General features: G+C 66.4%; 22 protein-coding genes. 10 read left to right on the top strand and 12 right to left on the bottom strand.

All coding sequences use genetic code 11. The features are described from left to right. Positions 1 to 59: 59 nt before the first annotated feature. The 5 genes from ABIA30_RS06925 to ABIA30_RS06905 form a co-directional block, all read right to left on the bottom strand. Positions 60 to 488, bottom strand: coding sequence for an MmpS family transport accessory protein (locus ABIA30_RS06925; RefSeq protein ID WP_370063537.1), 429 nt, complete (start codon positions 486 to 488; stop codon positions 60 to 62). A 175-nt stretch (positions 489 to 663) separates the two neighbouring features. Next, a complete protein-coding gene (locus tag ABIA30_RS06920) occupies positions 664 to 1,947 on the bottom strand; it encodes a primosomal protein (RefSeq protein ID WP_370063535.1) in 1,284 nt (427 codons plus the stop codon). A gap of 51 nt (positions 1,948 to 1,998) precedes the next feature. Further along, on the bottom strand, positions 1,999 to 2,130 hold the full coding sequence (locus ABIA30_RS06915; protein WP_370063533.1) for a hypothetical protein: 132 nt from the start codon (positions 2,128 to 2,130) through the stop codon (positions 1,999 to 2,001). A 16-nt stretch (positions 2,131 to 2,146) separates the two neighbouring features. Then, a complete protein-coding gene (locus tag ABIA30_RS06910) occupies positions 2,147 to 3,274 on the bottom strand; it encodes a C40 family peptidase (RefSeq protein WP_370063531.1) in 1,128 nt (375 codons plus the stop codon). After that, the gene (locus ABIA30_RS06905; protein ID WP_370063530.1) at positions 3,271 to 3,594 is read right to left on the bottom strand and encodes a hypothetical protein; all 324 of its coding nucleotides are present in this window, start codon (positions 3,592 to 3,594) and stop codon (positions 3,271 to 3,273) included. Before ABIA30_RS06905 ends, ABIA30_RS06910 begins: the two co-directional genes overlap by 4 nt. 66 nt (positions 3,595 to 3,660) lie before the next feature. On the opposite strand from ABIA30_RS06905, the gene upp reads away from it, so the two are divergent. Beyond that, positions 3,661 to 4,284 carry a uracil phosphoribosyltransferase gene (gene upp, locus ABIA30_RS06900; protein ID WP_370063528.1) on the top strand — a complete coding sequence of 208 codons (624 nt, stop codon included), beginning with the start codon at positions 3,661 to 3,663 and terminating at the stop codon, positions 4,282 to 4,284. An 8-nt stretch (positions 4,285 to 4,292) separates the two neighbouring features. Here upp and ABIA30_RS06895 read toward each other — a convergent pair whose 3' ends face one another. Both ABIA30_RS06895 and ABIA30_RS06890 read right to left on the bottom strand, forming a co-directional pair. Continuing rightward, entirely contained in the window at positions 4,293 to 5,801 is a 1,509-nt protein-coding gene (locus ABIA30_RS06895) for a phospho-sugar mutase (RefSeq protein ID WP_370063526.1), read from the bottom strand. Next, complete coding sequence (locus tag ABIA30_RS06890; protein WP_370063524.1) at positions 5,798 to 6,592, bottom strand: purine-nucleoside phosphorylase; 795 nt, start codon at positions 6,590 to 6,592, stop codon at positions 5,798 to 5,800. Before ABIA30_RS06890 ends, ABIA30_RS06895 begins: the two co-directional genes overlap by 4 nt. A gap of 54 nt (positions 6,593 to 6,646) precedes the next feature. Between ABIA30_RS06890 and ABIA30_RS06885 the strand changes: the two genes are divergently transcribed. Together ABIA30_RS06885 and ABIA30_RS06880 are read left to right on the top strand one after the other, a co-directional pair. Then, the gene (locus tag ABIA30_RS06885; protein ID WP_370063522.1) at positions 6,647 to 7,828 is read left to right on the top strand and encodes a M20 family metallopeptidase; all 1,182 of its coding nucleotides are present in this window, start codon (positions 6,647 to 6,649) and stop codon (positions 7,826 to 7,828) included. Then, a complete protein-coding gene (locus ABIA30_RS06880) occupies positions 7,825 to 8,997 on the top strand; it encodes a M20 family metallopeptidase (RefSeq protein WP_370063520.1) in 1,173 nt (390 codons plus the stop codon). Before ABIA30_RS06885 ends, ABIA30_RS06880 begins: the two co-directional genes overlap by 4 nt. 219 nt (positions 8,998 to 9,216) lie before the next feature. Here ABIA30_RS06880 and ABIA30_RS06875 read toward each other — a convergent pair whose 3' ends face one another. Next, positions 9,217 to 9,684, bottom strand: a complete 468-nt coding sequence (locus tag ABIA30_RS06875) for a gamma-glutamylcyclotransferase (protein ID WP_370063518.1) — start codon at positions 9,682 to 9,684, stop codon at positions 9,217 to 9,219. Positions 9,685 to 9,751: 67 nt separating this feature from the next. On the opposite strand from ABIA30_RS06875, the gene ABIA30_RS06870 reads away from it, so the two are divergent. From ABIA30_RS06870 to ABIA30_RS06850, 5 genes are all read left to right on the top strand, one after another. Further along, complete coding sequence (locus tag ABIA30_RS06870; protein WP_370063516.1) at positions 9,752 to 11,167, top strand: NAD(P)H-quinone dehydrogenase; 1,416 nt, start codon at positions 9,752 to 9,754, stop codon at positions 11,165 to 11,167. Positions 11,168 to 11,238: 71 nt separating this feature from the next. Continuing rightward, complete coding sequence (locus ABIA30_RS06865; protein ID WP_370063514.1) at positions 11,239 to 12,984, top strand: glycerol-3-phosphate dehydrogenase/oxidase; 1,746 nt, start codon at positions 11,239 to 11,241, stop codon at positions 12,982 to 12,984. Beyond that, positions 12,981 to 13,835: a pseudouridine synthase gene (locus tag ABIA30_RS06860; protein WP_370063512.1), complete on the top strand. Its 855-nt coding sequence runs from the start codon at positions 12,981 to 12,983 to the stop codon at positions 13,833 to 13,835. The genes ABIA30_RS06865 and ABIA30_RS06860 overlap by 4 nt, the downstream gene beginning before the upstream one ends. A 169-nt stretch (positions 13,836 to 14,004) precedes the next feature. After that, complete coding sequence (locus ABIA30_RS06855) at positions 14,005 to 14,775, top strand: SDR family NAD(P)-dependent oxidoreductase (protein ID WP_370063510.1); 771 nt, start codon at positions 14,005 to 14,007, stop codon at positions 14,773 to 14,775. A 247-nt stretch (positions 14,776 to 15,022) separates the two neighbouring features. Then, a complete protein-coding gene (locus ABIA30_RS06850; RefSeq protein ID WP_370063508.1) occupies positions 15,023 to 16,018 on the top strand; it encodes a zinc-binding dehydrogenase in 996 nt (331 codons plus the stop codon). Here the strand turns inward: ABIA30_RS06850 and ABIA30_RS06845 are convergent. The 3 genes from ABIA30_RS06845 to ABIA30_RS06835 form a co-directional block, all read right to left on the bottom strand. Further along, positions 16,015 to 16,680 (bottom strand): class I SAM-dependent methyltransferase, encoded by a 666-nt coding sequence (locus ABIA30_RS06845; RefSeq protein ID WP_370063506.1) that lies wholly within the window; start codon positions 16,678 to 16,680, stop codon positions 16,015 to 16,017. The genes ABIA30_RS06850 and ABIA30_RS06845 overlap by 4 nt on opposite strands. 67 nt (positions 16,681 to 16,747) lie before the next feature. Beyond that, positions 16,748 to 17,182, bottom strand: a complete 435-nt coding sequence (locus tag ABIA30_RS06840) for a nitroreductase/quinone reductase family protein (protein ID WP_370063504.1) — start codon at positions 17,180 to 17,182, stop codon at positions 16,748 to 16,750. Beyond that, on the bottom strand, positions 17,179 to 18,105 hold the full coding sequence (locus ABIA30_RS06835) for an NADP-dependent oxidoreductase (RefSeq protein ID WP_370063502.1): 927 nt from the start codon (positions 18,103 to 18,105) through the stop codon (positions 17,179 to 17,181). The genes ABIA30_RS06840 and ABIA30_RS06835 overlap by 4 nt, the downstream gene beginning before the upstream one ends. Positions 18,106 to 18,281: 176 nt before the next feature. Between ABIA30_RS06835 and ABIA30_RS06830 the strand changes: the two genes are divergently transcribed. Then, positions 18,282 to 19,568, top strand: a complete 1,287-nt coding sequence (locus ABIA30_RS06830; protein WP_370063500.1) for a PucR family transcriptional regulator — start codon at positions 18,282 to 18,284, stop codon at positions 19,566 to 19,568. An 83-nt stretch (positions 19,569 to 19,651) separates the two neighbouring features. Continuing rightward, positions 19,652 to 20,845: a PucR family transcriptional regulator gene (locus ABIA30_RS06825; RefSeq protein WP_370063498.1), complete on the top strand. Its 1,194-nt coding sequence runs from the start codon at positions 19,652 to 19,654 to the stop codon at positions 20,843 to 20,845. On the opposite strand, the gene ABIA30_RS06820 is transcribed toward ABIA30_RS06825, so the two are convergent. After that, positions 20,846 to 21,820, bottom strand: a complete 975-nt coding sequence (locus ABIA30_RS06820) for a quinone oxidoreductase (protein ID WP_370063496.1) — start codon at positions 21,818 to 21,820, stop codon at positions 20,846 to 20,848. Positions 21,821 to 22,048 lie beyond the last annotated feature (228 nt).

The following is a 22,048-nucleotide window of genomic DNA, read 5'->3' as shown; positions in this document are numbered from 1 at the left end:
TGCCTTCGCTACTCGCTGGACGCTGATGCGTGATCTGCTGGGGTTACTCGCTGCCCGGGTCATGCGGACTTCACCAGGCAAAAGGTCTGCGGTGTCGTGCCGTGTTGCACTTTCTGGTCGCGTACCGTGCCGTCGACGGTGATGGTGCAGCCGATCTCGGTGCCGTTGGGGGATTGCACGACGATGTTGCCCATCACCGAGGGCAGCGTGGTCTCGATCGTGGTCGACCACGGCAGGGTCACATCCAGGTTGTGCAGGTTGGCCTCGGCGTCGATGTAGCCGACCTTCGCCGTGGCGCCGGGGGTGCCGTAGACGTCGTACACCAGATACTTCGGGTGGAACTGCACGATCTCGATGCCGGCGCCTGCGTTGGCGTTCAGGTCCTCAGAGGCGAACTGCTTGTGCAGACGCGACACCACGATTCCCGACACGGACAGCACCGCGATCAGCAGAAGTGGTATCCAGACCTTCTTCAGTAGGCGACTCATCGAAAACGACCGCACCTGACCACCTTCCGACGCCCCGCAGCCGACTCAAGTCGGATTCATACGAATTCTTACGCATTGCTAAGCAAATGAGCAACGCAGGGTGCCGATGGATGGGGTTTGTGCAGTTGATCGGACATGTGACGTGTGGGGTACCGAGCGAGTACCCCGCCACTGGTTATTCGGGCCGCAAGCGCGACTCGACGAAGCGCTCCAGCGACTCCCACTGCTCGACGGCCGTCACGTACGGCTTGGGCGGGGCGCTGAGCGTCGCCGGCTCCAGCACGTAGCCGACGAAACGGCCCAACGGCTGGTCGGTGTCCAGCGACTTGTCGGCGGTGCCGTCCTCGGCGTAGTCGCAGACGTCCCGTGCCAATTCGACGGCCAGGTCCAACTGGTCGCGGTCGACGGCGTCCGGACCGTCGGCGAGGTCCTCGGACAGACCGGACAACACGTAGATGTTGTCGTCGGTGACCCGGATCTGCAGCGAGCCGTCGATGGCGGCGGTGCGGATGTCGGAATACGCCTCGAAATCGGACAGGTCGCTCTCGTGTTCGTCGGCCAGGTAGCGGGCCAGGCTGCGTTCCGAGCTGAAGACGCTGATGCGACCGTTGCGGCCCAGGAACCGTGGCTGGTCGTTGTAGTAGCAGCGCAGGGTGTAGTACGTGCCGCGATTGGTCATGATGCGGATCGGGTCGATGCCGACGCGCTCCCAGAAGGCCTTGTCGCCGCCGAGCAGTTGACCTTCGGCCTGAGAGGTCAGTGCGTCGGCTTCCTCGTCGGTGTCGACTTCGTCTTCGATGACGGCTTCTTCGACACTGGGCTCGACGACATCGAAGAGGTCGTCGTCGGGGTCTTCGGGTGCCGGCTCGTCCAATTCCTGCTGGGCCTTTTCGACGGCCGCTGCGTCGACGTCGGGTGTGGTCACCAGCGGGTCGATCGCGTCGAGCACGTTCTGCCAGCTGCGCACAATGGCGGTCTCGACTTCAGACCAGCGCTTGCGGCCGGTGCGGCCCTGGAACGTCTCGATTCCGCCGCCGAGGTTGGCCAGTACCGGGTTGCCGTTGAAGAACTTGGCGACGGCGATCAGGTCGCAGACCGCGCCGAGCGCGCCGACGACCTGCAGGGTGCGGCGCAGTGCGGTCACCGACTCTTCGGTGGGTTTCTTCGACACCATCTCGGGAACGGCGACCAGGTCGTGGCGGCGTTCCGGCTTGGGATCGAGGCGGTGGGCATTGGCCTCGGTGAGACGCTGCCACGCCGGATGATCGGCCAGGTCGTTGTCGGTATTTGTGCGAACGAACGCGGCCAGATCAGCGACGGACTCGAACGCGTAGAGGTCCTCGTCCTTGCCGAGGAATGCTTCCCACTCGTCTTCAGAGTCACGCCACAGGGGTGCCCACAGTGTGTAGAGGTCGCCCTGGGTAAGCCCGAGCCGTACCGGAACGATGTCAGCAGCCATGCGGCACAGCCTAACGACGTGTGGTTGTCGGCTCAGCGGGCGGTTCGGGCGTCATGGGCTGACCTCGTCGCTGAGTCGCCGCAGGACGTCGTCGATGTCGGTGGCGCGGCGGTTGTTTGGGGTCGTGGCGAGGTCGGCGGCGGCTCGGTCCATGGCGGCCAGGGCGGCTCGGGCGCGGGCCATCGCGCTGGCGTAGGGATCACCCGGTGGGCCGGAAAAACCCATGGAAGCCCTGGCCGGCGTTGGTGGTTCGGATCGGCGACAGTTGCACCGGGTCGCCCGCCTCGATCATGGTTCCGCGCCCGACGATCATCGCCACGTGGCCGTCCCACACCGCAAGGTCACCTGGGCGCAGGCCGGCTTGACCTACGGCGCTGCCGATGTCCTGTTCCTGGGCCAGCCGTGGAATGTCCATCCCGGCCTGGTGATACGCCCATTGGGTGAGGCCGCTGCAGTCCAGACCGACGCCCGGTGTGGTGCCGCCCCACTGATACGGCACGCCGAGCTGGGTCAGGGCATGGCGGACGGCGTCGGCCGCGACCTTGTTCGGTGCGGTCGCGGTGGCGCCGTTGGGCAGGGTGACGGTCTCCTCGGCTCCGAACGCGCTTGGGTCGGCCAGTGCTTCGGGATTGGAGCGCATCGTGTTTCGGGCCAGGACTGGGGTGGCCGCGGCACCGAGGGCGGCCGCTCCCAAAGCGCCGGAGCCAAGCCAATCCTGCGAACCGAACCCGGCCGCCGAACCCAGCCCGCCGGCGGAACCGAGCACGCCAGGAGCGCTCGGTCGGCCGAGCGCACTCGGCGCGCCCAGTGGCCCCCCGAGAGCCGAGTGGGTGGGAGCAGGGGCGATTGCATCGGCGTGGGCGCCCAACTCGGCGCGCAGCCCGTCGACCACTGCGATCGCCTCGTCCAACGCACATTTGGCCTCATCGACCAGCTGAGCGGCCGTGCCGGGTTGGTCCAACCCGGATTCCAGCAGCGTTGCGCGGGCCTCGAAGTCTTCGACGAGCGTGCGTAGCCGTTCCCGAGCCTGAGCGACCGCGGCGGTGGCCTCTTCGGTGTGGTCACCCAGTTGCCCGGCGGTCATCGACATGGCGGCGATGGCCATGACCGCGGAGTGTGCGAACTGTTCGGCCCGGGACGCGGCGGTGCCGTGCCACTGCGCCGAGGCCTGCAGCCAGGCCCGCTCGGTGGCATCGGCAATATCGTCGAGGCGATCGCGCATCGACCGGAATGCAGCAGCTGGATCGTGACCGGACCAGCCGGGCCCGACCAGTGCTTGAACGTTGCGCAGCGGGGCAGCCAATGCCGAGGCCAGCGCGCCGGTCACAGCCCGACCCCCAGATTTGCCTGGACGCGGGCGTCGGCGTCGACGAACGCGGTGGCGGTGGCGGCCGAGGTCTGTCCGGCGCCGGACAGGTGGGAACCCAGTTCGGTGGCCTGGTCGGCCTGCCAACCTGCGGCCTTGACCAGGGCCGACGTGAGGATGGAGCCGACCGGTCCGAGCGCGTCGGGATGCAGACTCGCGGCGGCCGCGTAGAACTGTGCAGCTTGCGCGGACAGGTCCGAGCCGGTGCGGTGATACGTCTGGCCCAGGTCCGCGAGCGCAGCTGGATCGGCCTGGAAGCCCTTGGCGCTTTCGGTGCTCATGTTGTTATGACGGATCTCGACGCCATTTGGTTCCATCGAGTTTTCGGATTCGATTATGGTGCGCCCATGGACGTCCGGGTAGTCGATCATCCGCTGGCCGCGGCGCGGCTCACCACGTTGCGTGACCAGCGCACCGACAACGCGGGTTTTCGGGCCGCGCTGCGCGATCTGACGTTGATGTTGGTCTACGAGGCGACCCGGTCCCTGGCCGCCGAGGTGGTGTCGGTGCAGACACCGGTGGCGGCGACCACCGGCGTGCGGCTGGCCGATCCGCCGCTGCTGGTGCCGGTGCTGCGGGCCGGGTTGGGCATGGTCGATCAGGCGCATGCGCTGATTCCGGAGGCCCAGGTCGGTTTTGTCGGCGTCGCCCGCAATGAGCAGACCCACCAGCCCACGCCGTATCTGGAGTCGCTGCCGGCCGACCTGAGTACCCGGCCGGTAATGGTCCTGGACCCCATGCTGGCCACCGGGGGATCGATGGCGCACACCCTGCGGCTGCTGCTGGACCGTGGTGCGGTCGATATCACCGCGGTGTGCGTGGTGTGCGCGCCCGAAGGAATCGCCTTGTTGGAGCGCATGATTCCGTCATTGAAGGTGTTCACCGCGACCATCGATGCCGGCCTCAACGACGACGCGTACATCGTTCCGGGCCTGGGGGATGCGGGGGATCGGCAGTTCGGGCCTCGCTAGCTGGGGTTTCAGCCGCCGAGTAGTTCGGCGATCTCCCGCTTTGCCTGGCGCATCACCTTGTCAGCGTGCACGCGGGCGTCGGTCAGGTCGGCGCCGGGCGCCAGGCTGACCTCCAGGTAGCACTTGATCTTCGGCTCGGTGCCCGAGGGGCGCACCGCGACCCGCAGGCCGGCGTCTTGCGCGCCGGTGAATATCAATGCGTCGGTGCGCTGCTGTCCGCGGCGTTGTGCCAGATCGTCGACGGTCACCGCGATGCCGGCGAACTCCGTCGGTGGTGCTTCGCGCAGATGTCGCATCACCGCGGGGGCGTCGGTATGCACCGAGACGGCGTCGGTGAGATGGACTCCGTGCCGACGCGCCAGCGCGTCGAGTTGATCTGAGACGGTAAGGTTTTGGGTGCGCAGCGCGGTCACCAGATCGCATACCGCGACGGCGGCGCTGATGCCGTCCTTGTCCCGCACGGTTGCCGGATCGACGCAGTGGCCGATGGCCTCCTCGTAGGCGTACCGCAGTGTGGCGCCGGGCGATTTGGCGTCGGCACGGGCCAGCCACTTGAAGCCGGTGAGGGTTTCGACGTGGTGTGTGCGATGGTGCCGGGCGATTTTCGCCAGCAGTTGTGACGAGACGATCGAGCTGGCCACCACCGCGGTCTCGACGTCTTCGGTGGCGAGGTTGCTCAAGATGTATTCGCCCAGCAGCCAACCGGTTTCATTGCCGGACAGCATGCGCCACCCCTTGTCGGTGGGGATTCCGACGGCGCAGCGGTCGGCATCGGGATCCAGCGCGATGGCGACTTCGGCATCGGTGTGCGCGGCAAGCGCCAGCAGCAGGTCCGTTGCTCCGGGCTCTTCCGGATTGGGAAATGCCACCGTGGGGAAATCTGGGTCAGGATCGAATTGCTCTGCGACCGTGTGGATATCAGTGATGCCGGCGCGCTTGAGGACGTTGACGGCCAGTGCACCGCCGACACCGTGCATGGCGGTCAGGGCCACGCGCACGTCACCGACGGTGCGGCGCAGGGTTGCGGTGTGGCGTGCGTAGAGCTCGATCAGTCCGGTATCAGCGGCGATTACCGGCTCGCGGGCGATGTGCGTCGGCGCCTGCTGCATGGCGCGCTCGATGTCCGCGTCCGTTGGCGGGACGATCTGAATGCCACCGTCGAAGTACACCTTGTATCCGTTGTCGGCGGCTGGGTTGTGCGACGCGGTGATCTGCACTCCGGCGGCCGCACCGAGGTGCCTGACGGCGAAGGCGAGCACCGGCGTCGGTGCCGGATCTGGCAACAGAACAACCGAAAACCCTTCGGCAGCAAACACTTCAGCGGTAGTGGTGGCGAATTCATCGGAGTGGTGACGGGCGTCGCGGCCGACGACGACCGTCGAGCCGCCCAAGCAACGGTCGTTGAGCACTTTGGCCACCGCCCACGTCGCGCGCGCGACGGTCGTGACGTTCATGGCATCGGGGCCTTCGCGCATCGGACCGCGCAGCCCGGCGGTGCCGAACGTCAGGGCATTCACAGCCGCGCCACCACCTGCGCCAGCAGCGACCCCATCCGGGTCGCCGACTGCCGTCCGGCCTCGAGTACCTCGCCGTGGCTGAGCGGCTCACCGGTCATCCCGGCCGCCAGGTTGGTCACCAGCGAGATGCCCAATACCTCGGCACCGGCTGCCCGAGCCGCGATGGTCTCGTGCACGGTCGACATGCCGACCAGATCGGCGCCCAGCGTGCGCAGCATCCGGATCTCGGCGGGCGTCTCGTAGTGCGGCCCGGGTAGCCCGGCGTACACACCCTCGGTCAGCGAGGGGTCGACGTCGCGCGCCAGCGCACGCAACCGCGGCGAGTAGGCGTCAACCAGGTCGACGAACTGCGCACCGACCAGCGGCGAGCGGGCCGTCAGGTTCAGGTGGTCACTGATCAGCACCGGTTGGCCGACCTGATGGTCCGACTGCAGCCCGCCCGCGGCGTTGGTCAGCACCACGGTGCGTACCCCGGCCGCGGCCGCGGTACGCACCGGATGCACGACATGGCGCAGGTCATGGCCCTCGTATGCGTGGATCCGGCCGAGTAGAACCAGCGCCTGGCGGTCACCGATCGGCACCACCAGCACCTGTCCGCCGTGACCGGACGCGGTCGGCGGGGTGAAGCCGGGTATCTCGGACATCGGCAGGACGTGGCTGGGCTCGCCCAGTTCGGCAGCGGCCGGTGCCCATCCCGATCCCAGTACGACCGCCACGTCGAAGCCGGAGATCCCGGTCCGGGTGCGGATGGCGGACGCGGCTTCGTCGGCGACTTCCTGAGGGGCGGGCACGCTCCCACCTTAGTTGCCGGGTTGTGCAGATCAGGCCGGTGCGATACTTCCAGGATGCTCACCGACGACGCGCTGCAGACGGTTACCGACACCGTCACCCGACGGCGCGCCGACCTGATCGAACTGTCGCATTCGATTCATGCGGAGCCTGAGCTGGCGTTCGCCGAATACCGTAGCTGCGCCAAGACCCAGAGCCTGGTCGCCGAGCGAGGTTTCGAGATCACGGCGTCGGCCGGCGGCCTGGAGACCGCGTTTCGCGCCGACTTCGGCAGTGGTGAGCTGGTGGTGGGCGTCTGCGCGGAGTACGACGCGCTGCCCGGTATCGGACATGCCTGTGGACACAACATCATTGCCGCTTCGGCTGTCGGTACCGCTCTGGCCTTGGCCGACGTCGCCGACGAGCTGGGCATCACGGTTGCGTTGATCGGTACTCCCGCCGAGGAGGCGGGCGGTGGAAAGGCGTTGTTGCTCAACGCCGGAACCTTCGACGATATCGCGGCCAGTGTGATGCTGCATCCCGGTCCGGTCGATATCGCGGCGGCCAGGTCGCTGGCATTGTCGGAAGTCTCGGTGGCCTATCGAGGCCGTGAGTCGCATGCCGCGGTGGCGCCGCATCTGGGTGTCAATGCGGCCGATGCGGTCACCGTGACGCAGGTCGCCATCGGCCTGCTGCGGCAGCAACTGATGCCGGGACAGATGGTGCACGGCATCGTCACCGACGGTGGGCAGGCACCCAATGTCATTCCGGCACACGCGGAATTGCTGTACACCATGCGGGCTGTCGACGGGTCGTCGCTGACCGCGCTCGAAGATCGGATGGCGGCGTGCTTCGCCGCGGGTGCGCTCGCGACGGGGTGCACGCACATGGTCACCGAGGTGTCGCCCCGTTATGACGCACTGGCACCGGATGCCTGGATGTCGGACGTACTTCGCACGGAGATGGAGCGGTTGGGCCGCACGCCGCTGCCATCGGAACTGGAAGCCGCTGTGCCGCTGGGGAGTACGGATATGGGCAACGTGACCCAGGTGATGCCGGGCATTCACCCGGTCGTCGGGATCGACGCGAACGGTGCGTCGATCCATCAGCCCGAGTTCACTGCGGCCGCCGTCGGCCCCAGCGCGGACCGGGCGGTCACTGAAGGCGCAATCATGTTGGCGCGCACCGTTGTTGCGCTGGCGCAGTCGTCGGAACAACGGGACCGGGTGATCGGCCGGATGAAGGTGGGACGGGTATGACCCTGGTGGATCACGCCGAGCGTTGGCTGGCCACGAATTACGGTGACATGGTGGGCTGGCGCCGTCACCTGCATGCCAATCCGGAGCTGGGCCGTCAGGAATTCGAGACCACCAAGTTCGTCGCCACCCGATTGGCCGACGCCGGACTGAACCCCAAGATCTTGCCCGGTGGTACCGGGTTGACGTGTGATTTCGGCCCCTCCGATGCTCCGCGGATCGCGTTGCGCGCAGACATGGATGCGCTGCCGATGGCCGAGCGCACCGGCCTGCCGTTCGCGTCGAAGGTCCCCAATGTGGCGCATGCGTGTGGGCACGACGGACACACCGCGGTGCTGCTCGGCGCCGGACTGGCTCTGGCCGCGGCGCCGACGCTCCCCGTCGGCGTGCGGCTGGTGTTCCAGCCGGCCGAGGAGTTGATGCCCGGCGGTGCGCTGGACGCCATCTCGGCCGGGGCGCTGGTCGGAGTGTCGAGAATCTTTGCGTTGCACTGTGATCCGCGACTGGAGGTCGGCAAGGTCGCCACCATCCCAGGACCCATCACCTCGGCGGCCGACCAGATGGAGATCACCCTGCACTCACCGGGTGGCCACACCTCCAGGCCACATCTGACCGGGGATCTGGTGTATGCACTGGGCACGTTGATCACGGGGCTGCCCGGGGTGCTGTCGCGTCGGGTCGACCCGCGGCACAGCACCATCATGGTCTGGGGTGCGGTGAATGCCGGGTTCGCCTCCAACGCCATTCCACAGGCCGGAACCCTGGCCGGTACCGTGCGCACCGCCAGTAGGGACGCTTGGGTGGAGATGGAAACCCTTGTGCGTGAGATTGTTTCATCGCTGTTGGCGCCGTTGAACGTGGATCACACGTTGTTGTATCGACGCGGGGTGCCGCCCGTGGTCAACGAGGAGATCTCCACCCGGATCATGACCCACGCCATCGAGGCGATGGGGCCCGATACCTTGGCCGACACCAAGCAATCCGGCGGGGGAGAAGACTTTTCCTGGTATCTCGAAGAGGTTCCGGGCGCCATGGCGCGGCTGGGAGTGTGGCCCGGTGTGGGGCCGCAGCTAGACCTGCATCAGCCGAACTTCGACCTGGACGAGCGCGCCCTCGGTGTCGGGGTTCGGGTGCTGGTCAACATCATCGAGCAGTCCGCCCACCTCTGCTGATCTCGGCCAACTACGGCGCCGTGAGATGGACGAAATGGCGGTGGAAGTCGTTTGGCCAGCAACCATTTCGTCCATCTCGCGGCCTCTAGGGGGACGACCTCGACACCGCCGCCGACGGGATCGCCGAGCGCAACTGGGTGGCGGAAAAACCGCATGAAAATCACCGTGCAGTTGCGTTCGGGACGGCACTGGGCTGGCCGGCGACGCGGCGCCTGAGCGCTAAGGCCCGATGTTGCGGGAGGGGCGGGTCCGCAGGCCGTGCACGTACTCGTTCGGAGCCCCGGCGATTTCGGCGGCATCGGCCATCACGCCCAGATACCGGGCCGACGGCAACCCGCCCTCCCAGGCATCCACGACGTACAGCCAGGCCAACACCGGGTCGGTAGAGGTGTCCGACGACACCCGGTCCACCCGGCAGCGGATCTTCTTGTGGATGCCCAGCTCGGAGCCTTCCCAGCGATCCAGGCGCTCCTCGTCCTCGCGCGTCATGTCGTAGAGCACGACGAACACCTTCGACAGCGGATCTTCGACCAGTGTCGCCAGCGCGCCTTCCCAGCCGATATCGGCGCCGGCGAAGGTCAGGCGCCAGCCGTGTAGCCAGCCGGTGGCCGTCATCGGCGAATGGGGAGCGCGCTGCAGCATCTGCTCCGGATGCATGTTTGATCCGTAGGCGGCGTAGAGCGGCACTGGGCAAGCCTAAGGCTTGGCCCCAGTTGCCCGGCGATCAACCACCAACTCACGGTTAGATAGAGCCGTGGTTACCCGAATCGTGGTCATCGGCGGTGGCCCCGCCGGTTATGAGGCAGCCCTGGTCGCCGCAGGCTACGGCCCTGAAAAGACCGAGGTCACGGTCGTCGACCGCGACGGCATCGGTGGTGCGTGCGTGCTCTGGGACTGTGTGCCGTCCAAGACGTTCATCGCCTCCAGCGGGGTACGTACCGAGTTGCGCCGCGCCGACGGGCTGGGCTTCGACATCAACATCGAAGACGCCAAGATCTCGTTGCCGCAGATCAACAACCGGGTCAAGACACTGGCCCGGAGCCAGTCGGTGGACATCGGCGGGCAGTTGGTGCGGGCCGGAGTCAACGTGGTCGCCGGCAGCGGCCAGCTGTGCGACCCTATCCCGGGCATGGCCCATCACCGGGTCAATGTCACCGCGTCCGATGGGCGCACCGGGGTGCTCAAGGCCGACGTCGTGCTGATCGCGACCGGCGCCAGTCCCCGGGTGCTGCCCGACGCCAGGCCCGACGGTGAGCGGATCCTGAACTGGCGTCAGCTCTATGACCTGACCGAACTGCCCGAACACCTGGTCATCGTGGGTTCCGGCGTCACCGGCGCCGAATTCTGCAATGCGTACACCGAGTTGGGCGTCAAGGTGACGGTGGTGGCCAGCCGCGACCAGATCCTGCCGCATGAGGATTCCGATGCCGCCGCGGTGCTGGAGGAGGTGTTCGCCGAACGTGGCGTCAGCCTGGTGAAGAACGCTCGCGCCGACTCGGTGGTTCGCACCGAGACCGGGGTCAAGGTGAATCTGGCCGATGGCCGTGTCGTCGAGGGCAGTCACGCCCTGATGAGCATCGGGTCGGTGCCCAACACCGAAGGACTTGGGCTGGAGAAGGTCGGTATCGAGCTGGGCCCGGGCAATTACCTGACGGTGGACCGGGTGTCGCGCACCACGGCGTCGGGCATCTACGCCGCCGGCGACTGCACCGGGCTGCTTCCGCTGGCTTCGGTGGCCGCCATGCAGGGGCGCATCGCCATGTATCACGCTCTGGGTGAAGGGGTTTCGCCGATCCGGCTGCGTACCGTCGCGGCCGCGGTGTTCACCCGGCCGGAGATCGCCGCGGTCGGGGTACCGCAAGCCGCGATCGACGCCGGAACCGTTCCGGCGCGCACCCTGACGCTGCCGTTGACCACCAATGCCCGGGCCAAGATGTCGCTGGTGCGGCGCGGTTTCGTCAAGATCTTCTGCCGGCCGGCCACCGGCGTGGTGATCGGCGGCGTGGTGGTCGCACCGATCGCTTCCGAGCTGATCCTGCCGATCGCCCTGGCAGTGCAGAATCGGATCTCGGTCACCGACCTGGCGCAGACGCTGTCGGTGTACCCCTCGTTCTCGGGTTCGATCGTCGAAACCGCGCGCCGTCTCATGGCGCACGACGATCTGGACTAGCCGCGAGCATCGTCAAAGCCACGTAGGCTCACACTCGGACCACTACCGACGAGTAACCACGAGGAGTCTCGGTGAGCGACCCGATCCCCGGGCCGGGCAATGGCCAGACCCTGCTGTCTCCGGAAGACCGCACAGTCGCGTGGAACCGGTTGGGGGAGGAACAGTTCGACGTCATCGTGATCGGCGGCGGCGTGGTCGGGGCCGGTGCGGCGCTGGACGCGGCCACCCGCGGCCTCAAGGTCGCCCTGGTCGAAGCCCGTGATTTCGCGTCGGGCACCTCCAGCCGGTCGTCGAAGATGTTCCACGGCGGCCTGCGCTACCTGGAGCAACTGGAGTTCGGACTGGTTCGCGAGGCGCTGTACGAGCGTGAACTGTCGCTGACCACGCTGGCTCCACACCTGGTCAAGCCGTTGCCGTTCCTGTTCCCGCTGACCAAACGCCTGTGGGAACGCCCCTATATCGCGGCCGGCATCTTCCTCTACGACCAGCTGGGTGGCGCGAAGTCGGTGCCCGCGCAGAAGCATCTGCTCAAGGCCGGCGCGTTGCGGTTGGCACCGGGACTCAAGCGCAGCTCCCTGATCGGCGCCATCCGTTATTACGACACCGTCGTCGACGACGCCCGGCACACCATGACCGTCGCGCGCACCGCGGCCCACTACGGCGCGGTGGTGCGCACGTCCACCCAGGTGGTCGCGTTGCTGCGCGAAGGCGACCGGGTGACCGGCGTGCGAGTGCGGGACTCGGAGAACGGGGCCACCACCGAGGTGAAGGGCCACGTGGTGGTCAATGCCACCGGGGTGTGGACCGACGAGATCCAGGCCTTGTCCAAGCAGCGTGGTCGTTTTCGGGTCCGCGCGTCCAAGGGCGTGCACATCGTGGTTCCGCGGGACCGGATCGTGTCCGAGGTGGCGATCATCCTGCGTACCGAGAAGTCGGTGCTCTTCGTCATTCCGTGGGGGACGCACTGGATCATCGGCACCACCGATACCGACTGGAACCTCGACCTGGCCCATCCGGCCGCGACCAAGGCCGACATCGATTACATCCTCGGCCATGTCAACACGGTGTTGGCCACGCCCTTGACCCACGACGACATCGACGGCGTGTATGCGGGCCTGCGTCCGCTGCTGGCCGGCGAGAGTGAAGAGACCTCGAAGCTGTCACGCGAGCATGCGGTGGCCACTCCGGCGCCGGGGCTGGTGGCGATCGCGGGTGGCAAGTACACCACCTACCGGGTGATGGGCGCCGATGCCATCGATGCGGCAAGCGAGTTCGTGCCGACCCGGGTGGCGCCGTCGATCACCGCCAAGGTGCCGTTGCTGGGTGCCGATGGCTACTTTGCGCTGATCAACCAGACCGAACACGTCGGCCAGCTCTACGGACTGCATCCGTACCGGGTGCGGCACCTCTTGGACCGGTATGGCTCGATGATCGGCGAAGTGCTCGACATGGCTTGTGGGCGACCGGAATTGCTCGAGCCGATCACCGAGGCGCCGGTGTATCTGAAGGTCGAGGCCTGGTACGCCGCGGCGGCCGAGGGCGCACTGCACCTCGAGGACATCCTGGCCCGCCGGATGCGCATCTCGATCGAGTATCCGCATCGCGGAGTCGACTGTGCGCGTGAGGTCGCCGAAGTCGTTGCGCCCGTTCTTGGTTGGAGTGCTGCCGATATCGACCGGGAGGTCGAGACGTACCTGGCGCGGGTGGAGGCCGAGGTGTTGTCGCAGACCCAGCCCGATGACTCGTCGGCCGATGCGCTGCGAGCCGCCGCGCCCGAGGCGCGCGCCGAGATTCTCGAACCGGTACCGCTCGATTGAACCTGCCCGTCCGTCCCGGGTTCGAGGGGATAGGGCCCGCTCGCTTGCGGGTGCTGGGCGGGCCGGTACTCGCTGAGCTGCGCTCCCGTTTCGGTACCGAGGCGGCGGCGAAAGTGCTCGCCGGAGAGGTGGTTTGCGCCGACGGTTCGGTGGTCACCACGGCCACCGAGTTGCCGGCGGGCGCCTTCGTCTACTGGTATCGCGATCTGCCAGAGGAGACCGTGGTGCCCTTCGAGATGCTGGTGCTGTACCAGGACGAGAACCTCGTGGTGGTGGACAAGCCACATTTCCTGGCGACTATGCCTCGTGGTGGCCATGTGGTGCAGACCGCGCTGGTGCGCTTGCGGCGGTCGCTGCAGTTGTGGGAGCTTTCGCCGGCGCACCGCCTGGACCGGCTGACCGCCGGTGTGCTGGTGTTCACCGTCCGGCGTGAGGTGCGTGGGGCGTATCAGACACTTTTCGCTTCTGGTGCGGTGTCCAAGACTTATCTGGCCCGGTCGTCGGCCGGAGCGCTGGCCGAGCCGATCGAGTTGCGCAGCCGAATTATCAAGCGGCGCGGGCATTTACAGGCCGTCGAAGAAGTCGGCGAGGTGAATGCGGTGACGTTGGTCGAGCCGCTTCCGGAGGGGCTGTTCCGGTTGACGCCGTCGACCGGCCGAACCCACCAACTGCGGGTGCACATGAACTCACTCGGGTTACCGATCGACGGTGATCCCTTGTACCCCAACGTGCTTGACGTGGCTTCCGGTGATTTCTCCACACCGTTGCAATTGTTGGCGCAGCGGTTGTCGTTCGTCGATCCGGTGACCGGAGAAGCCCGCGAGTTCGTCAGCGGCCGAGAACTCGGGTAGCGAACGGCGATGGTAGCCGGCCTCTTCCCAACTACTCTTCGATCTGGACTTGTCATCATCGGTTGACAATGTCAACACATGATGACAAGTCCAGATCGCAAGTGTCGCAGGACTGCCCGACACGCCGAGCCACGCTGGCCCACGCGACCCCTGTGTTCTACTGCTTGACATGGATCGCGCTGCCTTTGACCGCTTGTTCGACATGACCGACCGCACCGTCATCGTGACCGGAGGCACCCGCGGCATCGGGCTGGCGCTGGCCGAGGGATTCGTGTTGGCGGGTGCGCGTGTAGCGGTGGCCAGCCGTAAGGCCGATGCCTGCGAGACCGCGGCCGAGCACCTGCGCGGCCTGGGCGGGCAGGCGATCGGGGTGCCCGTGAACGCCAGTAACCTCGATGACCTCGACGCGCTGGTGGAGCGTACGGTCGGAGAGTTCGGCGGCATCGACGTGGTGGTCAACAACGCCGCCAACGCGCTGGCCCAGCCGTTGGGGCAGATGACCCCGGAGGCGTGGGGGAAGTCGTACGACGCGAACCTGCGCGGCCCGGTGTTCCTGGTGCAGAAAGCGTTGCCGCACTTGAAGACCAGTCCGTCCGCGGCCGTGCTGAACATGGTGTCGGTGGGTGCCTTCAACTTCGCGCCGCACGTGTCGATGTATGCCGCGGGCAAAGCGGCGCTGGTGTCCTTCACCCGGTCGATGGCCGCGGGCTTCGCCGCCGACGGCGTCCGGGTCAATGCGATTGCGCCGGGCCCGGTCGACACCGACATGGTGCGCAACAACCCGCCGGAAGCGATCGCCGCGATGGCCGGCAGTACGTTTCTGAAACGGCTCGCTCGCCCGGATGAGATGGTCGGTACCGCGTTGCTGCTCTGTTCCGGTGCGGGTAGCTACATCACCGGTCAGGTGGTCGTCGTCGACGGCGGCGGGACGCCGAGGTAGCGGCAGGGCGCTACCCGCGTGATCCCCGAAAGCGTTGGTAGCCAGCCACGAAAGGACTGTGGGACGTCACGGCGCGGCCCGGTATCCGTCCTTGTCGGGTCGGCCGCACTAGCACGGAGAAAACTCGACATGTCATGTAAAGACGCTATATAGTCGGGGATCGATCGAGTGCAATGCGGTCATCGTCAATGACTGCGGTCTGGGAATTGGTTTCATGTTCAGTCCGATATCCGGGATGTGATCGACTATGAGACGAGCCATCACCTATGCCACGGCCGGCGACCCTGCTGATGTGCTGGCGGTCACCGAGGTCTCGGATCCGCCAACGCCGGGGTCTGGCCAGATTCAGGTCGAGGTCACCGCCTTCCCGATCCACCCCGGCGACCTTCTGGGCGTCAAAGTCGGCCCGGTGCATCCTGCGCAACGCACGGTCGCCGGACTGGAGGCCACCGGCGTGGTGGTCGCAGCCGGGCCCGGCGTCGTGACGCCGGCGGTCGGGACTCGCGTGACGGTGTTCCCGCACCCGGGCTCTTGGGCGCAACGCATCACCGTCCCCGCTGAAGTCGCTGTGCCCGTGCCGGATTCGGTGAGTGATGACGTGGCCGCCCAGATGGTGTGCAATCCGCTCACCGCACTGCTGCTCTACCGGGCTGCCCAGCAGGATTTCTCCGTCGGCGTGGACGGCATCGTGGTGAACAATGCCGCCAACTCGTCGGTCGCTCGCTTCTTCACCACCGTTGCCGAACATCATCACGTCGCGACGATCAGCGTGGTCCGCAGTGCGGACCGTGCCCGGGAACTGGCCGCCCGTCACCCGAACGTGCCTGTCGTTTCCACCGACAGCCCGGATTGGATCCAGCGGATACGCGCCCTCGCCGACGGCCGGCCGATCCCCGTGGTCCTCGATCCGGTCGGCGGCGCCCTCCTGGGCAAGCTGTTGTCCGTATTGTCTTCTGGCGGAACGCTGATCGCCTATGGGGCGCTGGCTCAGGAAGCAGTCCCATTGGATGCCGCGACCTTCGTCGGCCGGGAAGTCGGCATCCGCGGTTTGTCCGTCGGCCGATGGCTCGACGGCGTCGCACGCGAACGTCGTATGTCCGATATCGCCGCCGTCACCGCAATCGCCGCCACGCAGCCGGAGAATTTCGACGTCGCCGCCCGTTACTCGCTCGACCAGATCGCCGACGCGGTCCGGCATGTCAGCCGTCCCGGCAAGGTCGGTACGGTCCTGGTGACGCTCTAGCGTCGTTGCGCCCGTAGCGTCCAGAAGGCCATTTCGATTCGTGCACCGTCTAATTCGCCGGCCTCGGTGGAGGGCTCGAGTGACGTGATGTCCCACCCGGCGCCGCCCAACACCTCGCGCAGTGTCGCTTCCGGCACGGCCGGGCGCCAGTCGTTGGCGATGGGGTTGGCGTCCGAGAAGCAGACGAGCAACAATGTGGCGCCTGGCCGGGTGGCCCGGTGTGCCACTGCTGCATAGCTGCGTTGGCCCGCGTCATCGAGGCTGTGGAACAGTCCCATGTCGATCACGGTGTCGAATCGGTCGGTGTAACCGTCGAGTTTGGTGGAGTCCGCCACGGCGAACGTCACGTCGACTCCGGCCTCCCTGGCCCGTTGTTCGGCGGTGGACAGGGCGGTGGGGGAGATGTCCAGACCGGTCACCGGGTGATCGTGCTGGGCGAGGTAGATGGCGTTGTTGCCGAATCCGCAGCCGATGTCCAGGACGTTGCCGTGAACCCAGCCGCCGGTTTGCCATGCGACGACGCTGGGGCTGGGTTCGGTTCTGGCCCATGGCACTATGGCTGCCGGAGGGACTCCTGCGGCAGGGCTTTCGCCGCGATATAGGGCGTCGAAATCGATGAGTGATCCGCCCGATTCTTCAGGTGAGTTGGTCGCGGTGCCCACGGCACTTTCTCCTTTTCGCGAGTAGCAGTGAATCTTTGGATATACGTGTGCTTTTCGGGCTGAGCCGTCACGGACGCGGTGTTGGTGCGCCGGTCGGCGTGAGGGCCACCACGGGGATGATGCGCGACGTCATGCGCTGGTATTCGGCGAATCCCGGGTACAGCGCGGACTGCAGCGCATACTTCTCGTCGCGCTCGGCGCGGACCAGGTCGGTGGCGTGCACGTCGATGATGTCGTCGCCGACTTCGACCCGAATGTCGGGATTGGTCTTCAGGTTCCAGTACCAGGCCGGGTTGTGGTCGGCGCCGCGGTTTGACGGAAACACCAGGAACCGCTCGCCGTCGGCCAGGTATTGCATGATGTTGGTCCTCGGCTGACCGCTGCGTGCACCGACTGTGTGCAAGATGATCATCGTGGCACCCTCGAAGTGGCCGCCGACGTGGCCGTGATTGGCGCGGAACTCCGCGATGTTTTGTGCGTTGAAGTCAAGACCCTCGCTCATGGCTGAAGTACCAACTTTCCGCGAGTGTGCCGCTGTTCAAGTTCTCGGTATGCGTCCCGGACGTTGTCGAGGGCGTACACACCGGCGATCGGCACGTCGAGTTCGCCCCGCGCGATGAGGTCGGCGAGTTCCGCCATTACCGCCGCGGTCGAGCCCTCGTTGCCACCTGCCGTTTGAACCCCGTACTTCGCCGCGGCCGCGAAATCGGCGATGGTGTCGATTCGCTCTGGTCCGATGTCGAGTTCTTCGACGGCGGTGGCGACGTAGCCGCCGCCGAAGGCATCGAAGAAGGCATCGATGCGCCCGGTGGGAGCTGCGGCGCACAGCCGGGCTGCGAGCGCGTCGCCGTAGTTGACCGGGATCGCGCCATGCTCGGCCAGCCAGGCGTCGTTGGCGGGTCCGGCGATGCCCAGGACTGTGGCGCCGGCGCGGCGGGCGAGCTGGATGGCGATGGCACCGACGCCGCCGGCTGCGCCGGAGACGGCCACGGTTTCCCCGGGGGTCAGTCGCAGTGCTTGCAGAGCGCCGTAAGCGGTGGCACCAGCGACGAACAACGAGCCGGCCACCTCCCACGACACGAGTGGGGGCTTTACGGTCAATTGGTCGGCCGGCACGACGACGTACTCGGCGTGACTGGACCGCCGCATGGAGAATCCGATGACTTCGTCACCGATGTTGAAATCGTCTATGCCGGAGCCTAGTTCGGTGATCACGCCCGCCAGGTCGGTGCCTTGCCCGGAGGGGAAAGTGGCCGGGAACTGGTGATGAAGCGCACCGCTGCGGATGACCGCTTCGCTGATGTTGATGCCGGCCGCTTTGACCCGGACCAGCGCTTCGCCGGCATCCGGTATGAGGAGGGGCACGTCGCGGACTTGGAGGACCTCGACGTCGCCGTAGGAATCGAACTGCACTGCTTTGGTCATGTCCTTCACGGTAGTCCATTTGCGTGACATATCAAGCAAATGTCGATGTGATGATGACAGCTCGCGACACTCCGAGGGTTCGGGAATAAACCGCGCCGGCCGACGAGTCCGAGCTGACCGAATCGCACCGCTCAATGCTCCCGCAGGTGGCGCCGACCGGGTCTAATGTCAGCCCCATGCCGGAGTCTGGTCCAGACGTCGAAGTCGAGGTAGCCCGCCACATTGCCGAAGCCGCTGCGCAACTGCAGCAGCAGCTGCCGCTGCTGTCTGCGGGCATCAGAGAGTCGCTCGAAGTGCAGATCCCTGAGCTCAAAGGAGACGCCAGGGTGATGGAACTACTCGGACCGAGCGTCGAGAGCAACGTCGACACCCTGCTCCACGCCATGCGGTACGCCATCCCGGTGCAACGAGTGGCGGTGCCTGCGGCGGCCCTCGAATACGCAAGGCGGTTGGCCCAATACGGGGTACCCGTGCATGCACTGGTCCGGGCCTACCGGCTCGGTCAGCATGGGATGAATGAGTTGGTGTTCGCCCAGGTACGCACGATCGACGTGCCGGAGGCGGCCCGATACACGGTGTTGCAGGCAATGAGCGCGACGCTGTTCGAATACATCGACTGGATCACCCAGCAGGTGATCGAGGTGTACGAGGACGAACGCGAGCGTTGGCTGGAGAACCAGAACAGCCTGCGCGCCATGCGAGTTCGCGATCTGCTCACAGGTGGTCGACCGGTCGATGTCGATGCCGCCACCATGACCATCCGCTACCCACTGCAATGGCAGCACCTCGCCGTGGTGATGTGGTACCCGGACGTGGCCGGTGAAGAGGCCGAGATCGTTCGGCTGCAACGTTTTCTACGGGACCTCGGGCAGGCAGCCGGAGCGGACGGGGCGCCGCTGTTCGTTGCCGCGGACCGCACCTGCGGCTGGGGGTGGTTGCCCTACCGTGCTGCGCCGGTGGACGCGGAGGAGAGGGTCCGGCAGTTCGCCGCAGCCGGCCGGGACGTGCCCAATCTGGCCGTCGGCACGGTTGGCGGCGGGGTGGACGGCTTCCGGCGGTCGCACCGAGAGGCAGGCAACGCCCGTCAGATAGCGCTGATCGCACAGCGCGCCGAGCCGATGCTGATCACGGCCGGCGAGCCCGGTCTGTCCGCGGCGGCACTCTTGGGCGGAGATATCGAAGATGCGCGGGAGTACGTGGCCAGGACGTTGGGCGCGTTGGCGGCCGACACCGAAGCCGACGCTCGGCTGCGCGACACCTTGGAGGTGTTCCTGTCCTGTGGGTCCAGCTACAAGCACGCCGCCGAGGAGCTGAACATGCACTTCAACACGGTCAAGTACCGGGTGGGCCGCGCGGTGGACCGGCTGGGCCGCGAGATCGCAGCGACCGACCGTTTGGCGGTGGAGATCGCGTTGTTGATCTGCCGCTGGTACGGCGATGCGGTGCTGAGTCAGGCCGGCTGACTGTGCCACAGGACAAAAATCAGGCCTAGATTCGTTTCCCGAGCACAAGCTCGGCCCCCGATCGGTTCCTAGGCTCTCAGCTCATGACGACTGCAGGCGTATCCCAACAGGTCTCCGAGGTGGCCAAGTCGATCGGTCGCAACACCGTCGAACTCGCCGTAACCCTCGCCGGCACCATCTATCGCGAGGTGCACCTCTACCGTGATGTCACACCGGTGCCCTTCAAGGCGGTGGTCGCGAGCTGCGCCGCGAACGTGGCCCCGATTTTCAGTGCGATCGCCACAGACGACGAATTCGATATCTCCCCGGCTATCGACGTGGGCGCCGCGCGCGCCCGCGATGTCGTGCCGTTGTCGTCGGTGATGGAGGCCTTCCGGGTGGCCTTCCGGGATATCTGGGATGCCGTGATGGTCGAGTCGGAGCAACGCATCGAAGGAAATGGCCCGGCGATGCGCATCCTGACATCGAAAGTCCTTGCTGCACAACAGGCCTATACTGACGCGATGGCGATGGGCTATCGCGGCGAGAAGGCCCGGCAACTCGATCGCGGTGAGCCGCAACGGGTTAGTCCCTTGGAGTCGTTGCTTTATGGCCGAATAGTCGAACAGTGGAGTCTGTGGGAGGCCGCGGACTATTTGAAGCTGCCGACCAACGGGCCTTACCTGGTGGTCGCAGCTGAAATCGGTGACTCCGGAACTGCGGCGCTGCCGCAGATCGAGTCGAAGCTGCGGAGCATGGACGTGTACTCGGCGTGGCACCTATTGCCGGAGTTGCAGGTGGGCATCGTCCATATCAAGTGGGACCGCATGCTCCCCGACGTCGTGACACTGATATCCCAATCGGCCACGGCCAGAGTCGGAATCAGCGCTCCATTCAATGATCTCCGGGAGGCCCCGCAGGCCTTGCGCTTTGCCCGCGTCTCGCTGCGCGGACAGCTGCCCGCCGGTGAACTGGTATCCCAATTCGACAACTCGATACTCGCGACCGCCGCGGTGAGCGCGCCGGATGTCCTGGTCAAGCTGGTCGCGCCTGAGTTGGCTCGTTTCAGCGGCCTCAGTGATCAGGAGCAGGACACCCTGTTCGACACTTTCCAGTCGTGGGTGGACAACGACGGCTCGGTTCGAGCGGCAGGCGATGCATTGTTCTGCCACCCGAACACGGTCCGGTACCGGCTGCACCGTATCGAGGAGCGCACCGGCCGGTCGTTGTCGAAGCCGCGGGACGTGGCGGAGTTGTGTCTGGCTTTCGAAGTGCAACGCCGGTTGATGGGGCGCTGATCACGGCGTCAACACCACCGAGCCGACGGTTTTGCGTCCCTCCAGATCTCGGTGCGCCTGGGCGGCGTCCTGCAGCCGATAGCGACCGCCGACCGTCACCGACACCACGCCCTTGGCGATCGCATCGAACAATTCGTCGGTGCGCCAGGTGAATTCATCATGGGTGCGGATGAAGTCCGGTCGTGACGGGCGGGTGAGATAGACCGAGCCGGCCTTGTTGAGCTGCTGGGGATCCATTGGCGGTACCGGTCCGCTGGACGCTCCGTAGAGCACGAGAGTGCCTCGGACCGCCAAGCTGGCCAGGCTGGCATCGAACGTCGACCGCCCGACCCCGTCGTACACCGCGGCGACACCGGCGCCAGCGGTGAGGTTGCGGATTTGCGCATCGAATTGCCGGGCGTCATCGGGATAGTTCAGCACTTCGACCGCGCCGGCGCCGCGGGACAATTGGGCCTTGTGATCCGTTGACGCAGTGCTGATTACCCGAGCGCCGAGGCTCGTGGCCCACTGGGTCAGTAGCAGCCCGACTCCGCCGGCTCCGGCATGCAGCAGCACGGGGTCACCGGATCGCACCGGATACGCCGAGGTGATGAGCAGATGTGCGGTCATGCCTTTGAGGATCGCTGCTGCGGCCACTTCCGACGTCACCTCGTCGGGGACTGCTGCCACCAAACCGACAGGGGCAATTGTGTACTCGGCATAGGCGCCGACCGCGTCGGCGGTAGCAACGCGTTGTCCGGGCTGGAAGTCGGTGACCCCGTCACCGACTTCGGCGACGGTGCCGGCCACCTCGGCACCGAGAATGAACGGCAACGGATGGGCGTAGAGCCCGGATCGGAAGTAGGTGTCGACGAAATTCAGGCCGATGGCCTCGGCCTTGATCAATACCTCGCCGGGCCCAGGTGCGGGGCGCGGGGTTTCGACATACGACAGCACTTCTGGGCCGCCGTGCTCGGCGACGGTGATCGCGTACATGCCCCAATATTTCAATCCAGCAGGCCGTCGTTGTCGATGGATCAGGTCACAACATGTGCAGGCGCCCGGTGCAATCCGACAACGCGGCCGCCGTCAACGGAAAGCGAGCCGTGCCGGTTTGTGTGCTTGCGCTGTCGATCGGCAAGCCCCACAGGCTGAAGGTTCGCTGTGGACTTATTGGGAAACGGGTTGTCTTTCAAAGTGATTGTTGTTTTGCACATCCCCCGG

Origin of the sequence: Mycobacterium sp. MAA66, assembly GCF_041261665.1 — a bacterium.
In the GTDB taxonomy this organism is placed as follows: domain Bacteria; phylum Actinomycetota; class Actinomycetes; order Mycobacteriales; family Mycobacteriaceae; genus Mycobacterium.
This window is presented reverse-complemented; position numbering and strand designations above follow the sequence as displayed.

Excerpts from the sequence above, each read along its gene's own strand:
- ABIA30_RS06925 (WP_370063537.1), bottom strand. The coding sequence starts at position 488 with ATGAGTCGCCTACTGAAGAAGGTCTGGATACCACTTCTGCTGATCGCG.
- ABIA30_RS06920 (WP_370063535.1), bottom strand. The coding sequence starts at position 1,947 with ATGGCTGCTGACATCGTTCCGGTACGGCTCGGGCTTACCCAGGGCGAC.
- ABIA30_RS06915 (WP_370063533.1), bottom strand. The coding sequence starts at position 2,130 with ATGGCCCGCGCCCGAGCCGCCCTGGCCGCCATGGACCGAGCCGCCGCC.
- ABIA30_RS06905 (WP_370063530.1), bottom strand. The coding sequence starts at position 3,594 with ATGAGCACCGAAAGCGCCAAGGGCTTCCAGGCCGATCCAGCTGCGCTC.
- upp (WP_370063528.1), top strand. The coding sequence starts at position 3,661 with ATGGACGTCCGGGTAGTCGATCATCCGCTGGCCGCGGCGCGGCTCACC.
- ABIA30_RS06885 (WP_370063522.1), top strand. The coding sequence starts at position 6,647 with ATGCTCACCGACGACGCGCTGCAGACGGTTACCGACACCGTCACCCGA.
- ABIA30_RS06880 (WP_370063520.1), top strand. The coding sequence starts at position 7,825 with ATGACCCTGGTGGATCACGCCGAGCGTTGGCTGGCCACGAATTACGGT.
- ABIA30_RS06855 (WP_370063510.1), top strand. The coding sequence starts at position 14,005 with ATGGATCGCGCTGCCTTTGACCGCTTGTTCGACATGACCGACCGCACC.
- ABIA30_RS06850 (WP_370063508.1), top strand. The coding sequence starts at position 15,023 with ATGAGACGAGCCATCACCTATGCCACGGCCGGCGACCCTGCTGATGTG.
- ABIA30_RS06840 (WP_370063504.1), bottom strand. The coding sequence starts at position 17,182 with ATGAGCGAGGGTCTTGACTTCAACGCACAAAACATCGCGGAGTTCCGC.
- ABIA30_RS06835 (WP_370063502.1), bottom strand. The coding sequence starts at position 18,105 with ATGACCAAAGCAGTGCAGTTCGATTCCTACGGCGACGTCGAGGTCCTC.
- ABIA30_RS06830 (WP_370063500.1), top strand. The coding sequence starts at position 18,282 with ATGCCGGAGTCTGGTCCAGACGTCGAAGTCGAGGTAGCCCGCCACATT.
- ABIA30_RS06825 (WP_370063498.1), top strand. The coding sequence starts at position 19,652 with ATGACGACTGCAGGCGTATCCCAACAGGTCTCCGAGGTGGCCAAGTCG.
- ABIA30_RS06820 (WP_370063496.1), bottom strand. The coding sequence starts at position 21,820 with ATGTACGCGATCACCGTCGCCGAGCACGGCGGCCCAGAAGTGCTGTCG.